At 64.2% G+C, this 13,098-nt stretch carries 9 protein-coding genes and 1 pseudogene; 4 read left to right on the plus strand and 6 right to left on the minus strand.

Features of this window, described 5'->3' with window-relative positions; all coding sequences use genetic code 11:
• Positions 1–56: 56 nt before the first annotated feature.
• Positions 57–2,228: pseudogene (locus tag DVS29_RS36275) on the minus strand (type VI secretion system Vgr family protein); the annotation flags it as partial.
• 392 nt (positions 2,229–2,620) lie between these two features.
• Between DVS29_RS36275 and DVS29_RS37550 the strand changes: the two are divergent.
• Together DVS29_RS37550 and DVS29_RS36280 are read left to right on the plus strand one after the other, a co-directional pair.
• Positions 2,621–2,767 carry a hypothetical protein gene (locus tag DVS29_RS37550; RefSeq protein ID WP_164708086.1) on the plus strand — a complete coding sequence of 49 codons (147 nt, stop codon included), beginning with the start codon at positions 2,621–2,623 and terminating at the stop codon, positions 2,765–2,767.
• The gene (locus tag DVS29_RS36280) at positions 2,764–3,366 is read left to right on the plus strand and encodes a lysozyme inhibitor LprI family protein (RefSeq protein ID WP_124800780.1); all 603 of its coding nucleotides are present in this window, start codon (positions 2,764–2,766) and stop codon (positions 3,364–3,366) included. The genes DVS29_RS37550 and DVS29_RS36280 overlap by 4 nt, the downstream gene beginning before the upstream one ends.
• Before the next feature lie 62 nt (positions 3,367–3,428).
• On the opposite strand, the gene DVS29_RS36285 is transcribed toward DVS29_RS36280, so the two are convergent.
• On the minus strand, positions 3,429–5,537 hold the full coding sequence (locus DVS29_RS36285) for an FUSC family protein (RefSeq protein ID WP_118186109.1): 2,109 nt from the start codon (positions 5,535–5,537) through the stop codon (positions 3,429–3,431).
• 168 nt (positions 5,538–5,705) lie between these two features.
• Entirely contained in the window at positions 5,706–6,431 is a 726-nt protein-coding gene (locus DVS29_RS36290) for a haloacid dehalogenase type II (protein ID WP_118186115.1), read from the minus strand.
• A gap of 219 nt (positions 6,432–6,650) precedes the next feature.
• Here DVS29_RS36290 and DVS29_RS36295 point away from each other — a divergent pair, with 219 nt between their 5' ends.
• Complete coding sequence (locus tag DVS29_RS36295; protein ID WP_118186117.1) at positions 6,651–6,914, plus strand: hypothetical protein; 264 nt, start codon at positions 6,651–6,653, stop codon at positions 6,912–6,914.
• Between the two features lie 148 nt (positions 6,915–7,062).
• Positions 7,063–7,281 (plus strand): hypothetical protein, encoded by a 219-nt coding sequence (locus tag DVS29_RS36300; RefSeq protein ID WP_118186119.1) that lies wholly within the window; start codon positions 7,063–7,065, stop codon positions 7,279–7,281.
• Here the strand turns inward: DVS29_RS36300 and DVS29_RS36305 are convergent.
• From DVS29_RS36305 to DVS29_RS36315, 3 genes are all read right to left on the minus strand, one after another.
• Positions 7,251–8,819 (minus strand): alkaline phosphatase family protein, encoded by a 1,569-nt coding sequence (locus tag DVS29_RS36305; RefSeq protein WP_118186121.1) that lies wholly within the window; start codon positions 8,817–8,819, stop codon positions 7,251–7,253. The genes DVS29_RS36300 and DVS29_RS36305 overlap by 31 nt on opposite strands.
• A gap of 207 nt (positions 8,820–9,026) precedes the next feature.
• Positions 9,027–11,423 carry a putative bifunctional diguanylate cyclase/phosphodiesterase gene (locus DVS29_RS36310; RefSeq protein ID WP_240655989.1) on the minus strand — a complete coding sequence of 799 codons (2,397 nt, stop codon included), beginning with the start codon at positions 11,421–11,423 and terminating at the stop codon, positions 9,027–9,029.
• A gap of 372 nt (positions 11,424–11,795) precedes the next feature.
• A complete protein-coding gene (locus DVS29_RS36315) occupies positions 11,796–12,881 on the minus strand; it encodes a diguanylate cyclase (protein WP_118186123.1) in 1,086 nt (361 codons plus the stop codon).
• Between the last annotated feature and the right edge of the window lie 217 nt (positions 12,882–13,098).

The raw sequence follows: 13,098 nt of genomic DNA on the forward strand, positions 1-13,098 counted from the left end.
CTTCATGACTGTGGGACCGTTCCGTGAGCTTCTTTCTACAACGTCCTCGGCCCCGTCAGCGATGACTGCCGAGCCGAATAAATCAGCGTTTCCCTAACAAGATTGGTCTGCCGATCGCTCGATACATGCACCGACTGCTGAGTCGACATCGCAATACCCGACGGGCTGGCAAACAACATCACCGGTTGCTTGAACGCGTTCGCGCTACCAGTGCCACCGCCTGCCGTTTTGCCACCGGATGACGATCCTGGGACGCTGTTCTGCATCGCATCGGTAAAGGCTTTCAACGCATCGTGCCCGTCACCAAGGCTTTCGGCTTGATGCGTCTGGCTCGCCTGCGACATCGCCTCCAGCACGCTTTCCGAATTCACAAGCTGCGAGCTGGCGTTACCCACTTCAAGTGGCTGCGCGGAAGATGCGGGATGCGTGGATACAAACAAACCTTGCGCTGCACGCACCGCCCCATACGCATCCGACTTCAGATCGAAGCCGCTTCCCAGATACGAACCACGTGCATTGTCCGTCTGCGAGACGAGATAGCCGAGATGCAACTGGGAATTCGCGCTACTGCTAAACAGCTGCGTGCGGTTCTGCCCGGTCGAATCGTCCATCACAAGCTGGTTGTAGCCGTTACCCTGACATTCCTTGGATTTGTAGCCCGACAACAGTCCATGCGAATGCCATTGCGGCGTGGTCGATCCGTTGTACACACGGCCTGTCGCAATGGGCCGGTCGCAATCGCCTTCGAGCCAGTCGATCAGCACCTCTTCGCCAATGCGCGGTACATGCACGCCGCCGTATGAGCCACCTGTATCGGAGAACGCCACCCGCACCCACCCCGACGAGTTGAGCGTGCCAATGCTGAGTCTGTCCCAGTGGAACCGCACCTTGATCCGATTCAGCTCGTCGGTGTAAATCTCTTCGTTTCGCGGGCCAACAACGGTCGCGGTCTGAATGTGCATTTCGGGCTTGCGATGCTCGAATGGGCTGCGGTATGGCACCGTGCGCCGCTGCGCTTCCACCTCGACCAGGAAGAAGCCTTCGCTACCATCTGTATGCGTAACTGCGAGCATATCGCCGGTTGTCTTGGGAGCGGCATCTTCGTGTGCCTTTCTCACCGCATCCAACTCATCCTTGAGCCCATCCGGGAAACTGACCGTGTGACTCGACGCCGGCAGGTTGTTCTCGATGAACCACGCTGTCTCGATCACAGCAAACTCACGGTTCTGCTGACTGTCGTTCGCGTGATCGGGATGGTTCTCCAGCCCGAACCATTTGCCCGTATCCAGCCGGCGCACGCCACCCGCACCAAAGAAGCGTTTGGCCTGTGAGTCCCATTCTTCCACCCGCATTCGCATCAGCTTTTCGCCGGAATCGCGGGTCTGGTAGCTGTAGGCACCCGTGTACTCATAGATCTCTGCCTGCTCGGGCAGTACGCCCTGATTGCCCGAGCGAGCCCATCCCGTCTGCTTGCGGTTCCACGGTCCCTTGTAGTCATAGGTCCGTGTGGTCAGAGTCGTGCTCTGCAGCCGGCGTTCACCCGACCACTGCGTCAGCGCATCCGTCTCGCTCCCCGTGCCCGCGCGATAGAACTGCACCAGTTTGTCATCGAACGGCTTGAGCGACAGGATCGTATCGGTGATGACGAGCGTATGCGACCTGCCGTCGCTTCCTTGCTCGAAGTAACCGAACATCCCTTCGCTTTCCATGATCCGGTGCACGAAGTTCCAGTCGTCTTCGTACTGGATGCAGAACGAGCGCGACGGCGGCGTGCGGTTTAGCTGAAACTGGAACGCTCCCCTCGCCTGCGGATGCTGGGTGAACACGTCGAACAGGATGTTTTCGGCGGTCTTGTCGATCCAGATGCGCGCGTCCTTGCGAAAACGCAGGAAGTGCATCCACGATGCGAAGCCGATCTGGTAACTGGTGAGATTTCCGTCCGAGCCGAGCCGCCGCGCGGTATGCACGTAACCGTGATGCGGCAGGTAAGACTGGTCCGTCTGCTGGATCCACAGCGTGACCGGCTGCGCGATCAGCGATTTGAGCTCGATCGTGCCCGATGCGGAAACCGCGTCGAGTGCGAATTCGTAGTGGCGACCCATGCGTGAACGGCCAATTAGCCGCTGCGGCAGCAGGACGTTACTTCCCAATGGCGTGTCGAGCTTCAGCAGGCGCCCCTGCTGGATTACACCCCCGGTTATCGTGCTTAGTATGTCCTGTGCGTCCATATTACTGCCCCGTACTTTATTCAAGCCCTCTCAGTGTCGAAGGATTTTAACTAAAGTTAGACGAATATCACAATAACACTGGCGCTTTAACAATTCCCAATTCAGATTTCACACAAATCTCAATGCACTCCAATTAAGGCGGACTTAAATCAGGTAATTTATGCTTTGAGTTCACCGTCACAGTCCGATTTCAGCCGTTTTTACCGGACATGTTGCGCGCGTGGAAGCGACCGGCAACGCAACTTGGGCGTAGCGCAGTGAACTGCGGAGCGCCGGCCCGCGACCTTCTAGAAACTTTTAGTAAGCAGTCGTCGTTTCAGCTGGATGCTTGGCCCACTGCCCGACGGTGCTCCCACCTACGATGCCTGCACGGTTAAGGAATGGAGCGTGACATGCGCAAGCTTGTCATCTGCGCGATGCTGGTTGCAGCGTTGTGCCTCGAAGGTTGTGCGACGTCGGCGGAGACCTTTCTGCTTGGCGGCGCGGTGGGTGCAGCCGCGGGTGTCGCGGCGCTGGGATGTGCGGTGGTGTGCCAATGAGCGTTGCCAATGCGTGGGGAAAGCAATCGATGAAGCTGGCCAGTTCTCTCCTGACAGCAGCTTGCCTGCTGTTCCCGCTTGCCGCGCACGCGGTCAGCTTCGACTGCAGGAAGGCGCATTCGCCCACCGAGCAGTTGATCTGTAACGACCCGGAACTCTCCGCGGCCGACGATCAACTAGGCGCGCTCTACCAGAACGTGCAGAGCGTGACGAAAAACCGGCGCGCGCTGCGCACGGAGCGCGATCAGGACTGGCAGTGGCGCGAAACGAACTGCTCGGACAAGACGTGTCTGCTGACGTGGTACTGGAATCGCGAGGAAGAGTTGACGCGACAGCTTGCGCAACTGTCGAAGGATGACAGCGGCAAGTCGCCCGCCGATGACGACGGCGCAAAAAATCCGCCGCCGCAGAGCACGCCTTTTCCGAAGCAATCGCTGATGCGCGCAGTCGCGTGGCAACCGCCGCGCGAATGTACGCCGGCCAGCACGGGCCAGACCGCAATGCTCGCGTGCAACGCGGCGATCGCCGAACACGACCCGATGAAACCGGCCAGCGCCCGCGCCGCCGACTGGTTCTGCGGCGTCGCAGTCGCGCAGTAGGTATCGCACAGTAGGCGCGCAGCGGGCCTCACGCACGCGCATGTGCTCGCGTGCCTGAAGCGCTAACCTCTCGCTTCGCGCATGCGTTCGGTCAACAGCCGTAGCAGCAGCGCAATTTCACCAACGGCTTCCGCTTCCAGCGACGACAAGCGCTCACGCGCGGGCAGTTCGAGCGTCACCGGCGTGAGACTGCGATTCAGGCACGCTTCGACATGACCGCTCGCCGCCGCGACCCACGCGGCGAGTTCCGCAGCGGGCGCTCGTCTGCCGGCGCTCAGACGTAGATGCGCCGCGGTGCCGGCCATGCGTCGCAGCAGGCGGAGCACCGTCGACGTGACTGTATCCGCCATCGAGTCCTCGAGTTTTTCGAGCCGCGCGCGGTTGACCGCTTCCTCGGCGTTGTTGCTGCCGAGGCCCGCCGCGCGTCGCAGATGCTCGAGCTCACGGTCGCTGCGGCGTGCGGGATCGAGCGCCGCTTTCAGGTACGCGAGATTCGCGAGCACGGCATTGCCAAGGAACGCGCGCGAATCAAAGCGCTCGCGCGTCGGCCACAGCAGAAACGTCGCGCAGAGCGCGAGCCCGCAGCCGAGCACATTGTTGCCGAGACGCGTGAGCGCGAACGCGAGGCCGTTCGCGCCGGGCTCGGCGAAGTCGGCCACGAGCACGAACGTGGGCGTGAGGAACAGCACGAACAGGCTGTAGCTGACAGGCCGCAACGCCATCGTCGCCATCACGAGCGGGAATACCGCCAGCGAGATCACGAGCGGCGAGTGGATCGCGAAGCCGATTGCCGCGGCCAGCAAGCCACCGACGATGCTGCCTGCCGCGCGTTCGATGCTGCGCGGCCACGTCGCGCCCACTGACGGCTGCAGGATCAGCAGCGTCGCCATCGTGGCCCAGTAGCCGAACGGCAAACCGAGCGCGCGAATCACAAGGAAAGCGGCCGTGGTGGTAACGCCGACGCGCGCCGCGTGACGGCACCCGACGGACTGCACGGACAGATTCGCCTTCAGCGTCGACCATGCGTCGTTGAGCGCATCCAATGCGCTCGCGAGCCAGCCTTGCTCTTCGACGGAATGCGCCGGCGCGAAATCGACCAGCTCCGCGTCCGACTTCAGCACCACCGGTTCGACGAGCGCCGACTCCAGCCGCCGCGCGAGGCGATGCAGGCGCGCCTGCGAGTCGGCGGGATAGATCCACGGTTCGTCGTCCGCCTGTTCGCCGATCTCGCGCAGCACCGCGCCCATCGCGGTCAGCACACGCGCCGCGCGCGCCGCATCGCTCAGGTTCGCGCGGGCGTTCGCACTCGCGCCGGAGATGGCGATCAGGTAGGCGAACAGGCTCTCGGCTTCGCCGAGCAGGATCAGCAGGTTTTCGTACGTGCCGCGTCCGCGGCTGCGCTGGGCCGACACACGCGACAGCACCTGGCGCGCGCGTTCGAGCGCGGCGCGTGCGTCGGCGCGGAAATTCGCGGCGTGGGTCGACCATTGCGCGGCGCCGGCATCGCGGGTGAGCAGCCGCGCGCCGTCGAGCGCGATGTCCGCAAGCCGCACATACACTGCGCGGATCGACGCACGGCCGGCGGCGAACGGATGAATGCGCCATACCGTCAGGCTCAGCACGATCGCGAACACACAGCCCGCGAAATAGACGCTCAGGAAAGTCAACGCGCCGTGCACGTCATGCAGCGGCCGGTCGACCATCACCACGCACGCGGTGGCCGCGAGAATGAACACCTGCGACGACGCCGCGCCCCATACGCGGCCAAAGCCGCCAATCAACGTGAACGCGAACACGGCGAGCGCCGCGGGCCAGATGCCCACGCCCGACGCCCACGCGGACACGCCGCCGAACAGCGTGGACAGCAGCGCGAAGCCGAGCATCGACGCGAACCGCGCGCGGTTCGATCCCGCCGCGTCGGCAAGACACGTCCAGAACGCACCGATCGCAGCCCATGCGAACACGGGGTTGTGCAGCACATCGCCGAGCGCGAGCATCGCGGTGGACGCGCACGCGGCCCGCAAGCCTTCGGAGAGACTCGCCTCGCTGATTGAGAACGACACCATCCACACCGGCCGCTTCCGGTAGATGGCGTTGAGGAGCGGATAGAGACCGTCGTAGAACCAACGGCGCGAACCGTACCTCGATTTGCGATGTTGCGAGCGAAACATGGAAACGATGCCTGCAATGTCCAGAACGAAGAGCCTGCGAGCCCGTACCCGTGAAAGCGTTCGATGACGGCCAGCGAAGGTGAAGAAGCGTCGAGTTTAAGGGTTTACCCTTAACTATAAAAATGACTTTCGCTCATGCCGTCCATGCCATCGCTCTATGTGGCTTCCTTAGCGCTGGCAGCCGAGCTGCGTCGCGAGGTCGTTCATGTCGGCGGCGATCCAGTCCCACGGCTGCGTCGCTTCGAGGTCGGTGCGTTGCCCGGGACCGTGCTCGGTCGGCCGCGGGACGAATGCGGTCGCGAGACCGCAGTTGCGGGCCGCCGCGAGATCGCCGTTATGTGCGGCGACCAGGCAGACCTCATGCGGCGCGAGCCCGAGAATCTCCGCGGTCTTCGTGTACACATCGGGCGACGGCTTGTACATCTGCACGAGTTCCGCGCCGAGAATCGCATCCCACGGCAGCGCGGCGCGCTTCGCCATATCGATCATCAAGCGGATATTGCCGTTCGACAGCGGCGCGATGATGTAGCGCCGCTTCATTCTCAAGAGACCTTCGATCGAATCGGGCCACGGGTCCAGCCGATGCCACGCAAGATTCAGCTCGTCGAGTTCGTGCGCGGCGATCGCACCCGCATCCACACCAAGCGCGCGCAACGCGTTGTCGAGATTCTCGCGATGCAGGACGTCGAGCCTCACGAACGGACGCTGTCCGTTGCGAATCGTGTTCATCGCGGGACCGTACTCGCGTCGCCATGCATCGGCGAACTCGAACGGATCGAGCGTCAAACCATGACGCTGCAGCAGCGGCGCCGCTTCTCGCGCGACGCCGTTACGCCAGTCGACGACGGTGCCGAACACGTCGAACACCAATGCCTTGATCGCCTGCGCATTCATGCCTGCTCCCGGAGTGGATGACCCCTTCGAGTCTAGAGCAATGCGCGGACTGCTGCCTTTGCGTCGTCGCGTGATGTCGTCACGTTGCGTCGCCATCGATTGCATGGAGATCGTAATCCACCGTTACCAAACTGATATCCCCGTAGCACCTGTGTCCGGACATCGACCCTACACTGCAACCGTCATCACAGACACGACACGCAAGTGCAAGGAGTCGACATGAAGAAGACGATCATCGGCGCAGCATTGGGTATCGCCGTTCTGGCAGCCTCCACGGCCGCCTCCGCTCACGTCAACGTCGCGGTGGGACTCGACGTGCCGGGACCCGTCGTCGCGCCCGCACCGATGCCCGTTGCCTACGGCTACTACGGCTATGACCACCGCGAGTACTGGCGCGAGCGTCGCTGGCACGAGTACGAATGGCGCCGGCACGAAGCGTGGCGTGAACACGAGTGGCGCGAGCATCATCGCTGGGGCTATTGATTTCGATGGCTACCCGCACTAACGCCGGCACGTCGGCAATGGTGTCGACATGCAGCGAGCCGCTCTTGAATTGCAGACGGCCGCCGCCATCTCAAGCAACACTATTCAACCAGGAGTCAGTGTGATCTCGACACGCATCAAGGCTGCCATGGCGGCCGCCGCTTTCGGCCTCGCGGCCTTCGCTTCCATCGGCACCGCGAACGCGGCGGGCTGCGTCAAGGGCGCGGTGGTGGGCGGCGTGGCCGGTCACTATGCGGGCCATCACGCAGTGGTTGGCGCGGTGGGCGGCTGCATCGTCGGCCATCATCTCGCGAAGAAACACGCGCAGGAGCAGGCTCAGCAGCGCGAGGCCGCGCGCGCCGAGTGAGCGTCGCCTTTGAACCGCGCGAGTATCCCGTCGATCACTTCGCGTACGAAGGCGCCAACCGCGCCGGCTTCCGCGGCGATCGACGAATGCGATGCGCTGGTGCCGTTCGCTACGGTCACCGCAATCGTGCCATTCGCGTGATTCACATCAACAGCGCCGTTCGCGGCGCTGTTTTCATTCTCCCCGTTCACTCCATTCAGCGCGTTCTGGATGCCGTTCGCCATCGCGATCTGCGTCCTCACCAGCGCCTGCAGATGCTGATCGATCGCCTCGCCTTCACTAAGCGGCGCAAGATTCGAAGCGGCGGTCTGCAGCAGCGTTTGCAGCCCCGTTAGCGGGCCGCCGCGCGCATTGGTCAGCGTGGTGTCGTCGATCTCCTGCTGCGGCAGTTCGATCGACGCGGGGCCGCGGTTCGCATCGAACGCCGCATTGAGCGCGATCGAAAGATCCGGCGCGGCCGCTTCGCGCGCCGATAGCGGCGTCTTCAAGCCGAAGCAGCTTCGCAACGTGCGGCTGATCGACGTATGGTCGAAAGGCTGCGGGCCCGGTGCGCGCAGCACCGCATTCGACGTGTACGGCGAAATCACGACTGCCGGCACGCGCACGCCGAAGCGGTCGAAGCCGAACGTCTGACCCGGCCGCATCGGCTCGGGCGGCGTCGCGGCCGGCGGCGGCACGTGGTCGTAGCAGCCGCCGTGTTCGTCGAACATCACGATCAGCATCGTCTTCGGCCAGTTCGGCGACTGCCGCACCGCGTTGTACACGCTCGCGACGAGCCGGTCCGCGAAGCGCACGTCATGCGGCGGATGCATGTCGTTCGGCATGTGCTCGTGCGGGAAATACATCGGCTCGATGAACGCGTAGCCCGGCAACTGCCCAGCCTTCGCATCCGCGAGAAACGCTTCGAACTTATGGAAGCGGTCGAAGTGCGTCCATAGTTTCGACAGCAGCGCCGTTTGCGGAAAATCGTGGAAGTAGATCTTCCACGGCGCGACGCCGTCGAGCTCGTTGAAGATCGTCTGCATCGGGAACGGAAAGGCGTCGAGCGTGTTGTTCTCGTAGCCGTGCGCGGTACCGCAATGCATGAAGAAGCGGTTGGGCCAGGTCTGGCATGGCGCGGACGCGAACCAGCGGTCGCACACGCCGAACGTGTTGGCGAGCTGGCTCAACACCGGCACGTCGTCGGGCGTATAGCAATGCATGATGTCGTGCGGCTGGCCGCCACGCGACGCGTAGTTCATCGCGAAGCCGTTCATCGGCGCCACACCATGCGTCGGCTCGCCGTTGTAGAGCTGCTGCGTGATGTCGTCGAAGGATTCGCCCGGATCGGGGCTCGGCAGCGTCTTCAGCGCGGTGTCGATCTGCGCGGTCCACGGTCTCACGTGGTCGCCGCCATCCACCGGTACCGCGAGATCGGTGCGGCCCAGCAGGCCGTCGAAGCTGTCGCTCGCGGGGCGCAGAAAGCCAAGCAGATTGTCGAACGAACGGTTTTCCAGCATCAGCACGACGACGTGCTGGATGTCCGTGAGGTCAGCCATGTCGAACCCCTCGTCATGGTTTGTTTTGTCTGGCTTCGACCCGGGGGAGAAAACGATGTGAAGGACGAAGCGGCGAGGCACGAGGGATAACCGCCGGCACGCGGAGTGACGTCGCGCTCGTGCATACCACACGAGACGAGCATAACCTGAAATTTTTAAAAGTACGCGAACGCGGAAAAAGCGTGCATAAAGTCGTGAACCGCGCGCTCAGACCGGCAGGCCGGCGTCGCTCGCCCAGCGCCGCTCCACCTGCTCCGGCGCCTGCGGACGGCCAAGGAAGTAACCCTGCACATAATCGCACTGCGCGCGGCGCAGCACGTCGAGCTGCATCTGCTCCTCGACGCCTTCCGCGACCACCTTGATGCCGAGCTTGCGCGCGAGCGTGATGATCCCTTCGACGATTGCCGTCGGCGCCGCGTCATGGCCCAGCCTCGACGTGAAATGCCGGTCGATCTTCAGCGTATGCGGCGCGAAATCCGCGAGGTATTTGAGGCTCGAATAGCCGGTGCCGAAATCGTCGATCGCGATCCGCACGCCCAGCCGCTTCAACGCGACGATGGCCTGCTTCGCGTCCGCGGGGTTCTGCATCAGCGCGGTTTCGGTCAGCTCGATCTCCAGCTTCGACGGCGGAATGCCGTACTGCTTCAGCGCGCGGTCGACCTCGCGCACGATCGCGTCGCCGCCCAGCTGCCGCGCCGACACGTTCACCGCCACCGACAGATCCGTCGCTCCTTGCGCGCGCCAGCCGGCGAGCTGCCGCAGCGCGTGGTCGAGCACCCATACGCCGACCTCCGCGATGAGTCCCGTTTCTTCGAGCATCGGAATGAACGCACCAGGCAGCAGGAAGCCGCGCACCGGATGATTCCAGCGGATCAGCGCTTCGACGCCGTGCACGGTGAGCGAACCCGGCTCGTGAATCGTCTGGTAGTGCAGCGTGAACTGGTCGGTGGCGAGCGCATCGGGGAGATCGCGTTCCAGTTCGAAGTCGCCGATGGTATCGGCCGCCTCCTTGCCTGCGAAGCGGAACGCGTTGCGGCCAGCTTTCTTCGCCGCGTACATCGCGACGTCGGCACTGCTGAGCAGCGCCTCGTGATCGGCGCCGTTCTCCGGAAACAGCGAAATGCCGATCGACGCCGTCATGAACGCGCCGGTGCGATCCTGGAGCCGGCTGTTGAGCAGCGCGGACAGCAGGTTCTCCGCCATCCGCGACAGCACTGCGCGGTCCACCGTGCAGCCGATCACGATCGCGAATTCGTCGCCGCCGAGCCGCGCGACGAACGCATCGCCCGTCAGCGCCGTGCGGATCACGTCTCCGACACCCTTCAGCAGGCGGTCGGCGGCAACGTGACCGAGCGTGTCGTTGAGCACCTTGAAGCGGTCGAGATCGACGAACATCAGCGCGAACGGCTCGCCGCTCGCGCAGCGTCCTTCCATTTCGCGCAGCAGCGACGCGCGATTCGCGAGGCCTGTCAGCGAATCCGTATAGGCGAGACGATCGAGCGCCGCGAGATGCTCCACCTCGGACGTCACATCCTCCGTCACGCCGACGATGCGCAGCACCGCGCCGTCGCTGTCGCGTACCGGATAGCCGGTGCTGCGCAGCCAGCGCGTCGAACCGTCCGGCTTGTGAACCCGGTATTGCGCGCGGCCTTCGGTCGCCTCGATCGCGACGCGCTGCATTTCCGCCTGCAATGGAGCGAGGTCGTCCTGATGCACGAGCTCGAGCCACGCAGTCGGATCGCGATGGAACACGCTGCTGTCGAGCCCGAACACGCGCTCCGCGCCCGCCGTGATGTGATGGAAGAATTCGAAGTTCGCGCTGCACGAGTAGAACACCATCCGCACGTGCTCTTCCATCTCGGACAGCAGCTCGTTGCGCGCGCGCAGCTGCCCTTCGAGGTCAGCTTCGCTCGTGATGTCCGTCGACGCGCAGATGACCGCGAGCACGCGGCCACGCGCATCGAATACGGGCGTCAGCCGGCAATCCCACGCTTTCGGGCGTCCGGCTGCCGTGTTGCACCAGCCCCGGAACGACGTGCGGCGGCCGTCGCGCGCGCCGGCCAGCGCGGCGTCCGCGGCGGTCCGGTCGTCGCCCTTCCAGAAGCCGAGCCAGTCCGCACCGGTGATGTCGTGCGGCGACGCGAGATCCATCAGCGTCGCGCCGTACTCCGACAGACGCAGCATGTGGCCGTCGAGGCTCAACAGCTTCATGCATTCCTGATTCGTGTCGAGCAGCGCGCCGGCAAGCGCGAGCGCCGCGGCTTCGCGGTCGCGCGCAGCCAGATGGACGCGCCAGCCCGCTGCCAGCAGCAGCGTGCCGAACACCGCCGCCGCGATCGAATCGACGTTCGCGCGCGTGGTGGGGAACAGTCCCGTGACGGTCGCAAAACAGATGAAGAGCGTCGCAACGCCGACGCCGAGTGCGACCGCGAGCGCAGTGGCCACGCCATGCGCCTGCTGGCGGGCGATGTACCACGAAACGAAGTGCGCGAGGAACGGCCGGTTGCGCGTCGGCACGTCGGCGGCATCGGCAGACGCGTCGGCGGCATCAGCGGACGCGGGCGTGCCGTGGAGTGGATGAAAGCGGAAGCGCGACAGTTTCAATTGCTGGCCCGTTGGTCGGCGACTCGATGCGTTCGCAGACGCAACCCGTCGACACGCACGCGCGCATGGGCGTATTCCGCGGTTTCGCGCGCTCTGGCGCGGGCGCCGTGTGTCGGCACGAAACGGAACGGCTTGCGTGTCATGGTGCGGTCGTCTGGTTTGGCGGTAACGTCTGCCGCGGTCTCAGGTCCGCTGCGAAGAGTCATTCTGGCTCTGGAGGCCTGACCTTGTTTACGGACGAGCGCCGCCGAAATTGAGGGCGGCGCACCACACGGTAGCGATAAAAACAGGAAAGCGCTGCGATGAAGCATTCGCATAACAGCGCCAGATCGGCCATGCGCACGATGCGTCATGCGCGTTGCATCACATCGCCTAGTGACCCATTTCGAAGTCCGACGTATCGGTTTCGTTGTGCCGCGCGTTGCCGCCCACCACCAGACGATCGCGGCCGCGCACCTTCGCGTCGTAGAGGCACTGGTCGGCGGCAAGCAGCCAGCTGTGATAGTCGGGCAGGTCTGCCGTACATTGCACGATGCCGGCGCTGACCGTGCACGGGCAGCGCGCATTCTGTCCCGCCGACGTCTCGCGCACGTGGCGCAAAAAGCGCTCGGCAATGGCCTCGCCTTCGGCGAGCGTCGCGCCGGTCAGCACGACGCCGAATTCCTCGCCGCCGTAGCGGCCGATCATGTCGCTGCCGCGGAACTGCGCGCGCAGCATGTCGGCGAACGCCTGGAGCACCGCGTCGCCCGCGGGGTGGCCGAGCGTGTCGTTGACGCGCTTGAAGTGGTCGAGATCCATCAGCAGCAAGCACGACGCATAGCCGACGGTACGACAGCGTTCGAATTCGTCGGCGAGCAGTCCTTCCCAGTGACGCCGGTTGTGCAGCCCAGTCAGGCCGTCGGTGCGGCTCAGCAGTTCGAGTTCGCGCGTGCGCTGCGCGAGCTTCTGCGACATCCGGTAAGTGGCCCAGCCGAGCGCCAGCGGATAGAGCAGCAGCATCGGCACGCAGCCGATCAGCGTGGGCAGCGTGGAAACCGGATCGAGTGCAACGCCGATGAGCAGCGCGCCGACGGCGATGCCGAGCGCATGCGCGGCAATGCCGCGCACGAAGAGCCGCAGGCCGCCCGCGGCGATATTGCCCATGCTGAGCATCGCGATCACGAGCACGCTCGGCAGGATATTGAAGCGCATCGCGACGACCCATAAGCCGCCGAACGCCGCGTCGATCATCAGGTTGAGACGCTCGCCGCGGTAGGGCACTTCGGCGGCCAGCGCAGCGCGGCGCGCGATGGGCGGCCACGCGAAGCAGTACAGCGCGAGCAGCACCCAGAGCACGACGCCGCGATGCTGCTGCATGAATGCGGACCCGACGCATGGGAAACCCAGCACGGCGCCCGCCACCCGCAGACGATAAATACGGCCGACGAAGCGTCGCCCTTTCCCGGCCACGAACTCCATTTGATGCGGTTACCCTCGCGCGATGTCGGATCCGAACCATGAACATCGAGCAAGTGGCGCGCCCGACGCGCGCTTAGTCTACAGGCAATCCATCGTGATTCGCGGTCTATGCGGGTAACGCCAGGGCAATCGCATTAGGAAGTCGTTTACTGGCGGACTTGGGCAGGTTAGTGGTTGTAAACAAAGGGCGAAGCGTCGTTTACTCTCGATTTTTGGG

This window comes from Paraburkholderia phosphatilytica, assembly GCF_003443895.1.
GTDB lineage: Bacteria > Pseudomonadota > Gammaproteobacteria > Burkholderiales > Burkholderiaceae > Paraburkholderia > Paraburkholderia phosphatilytica.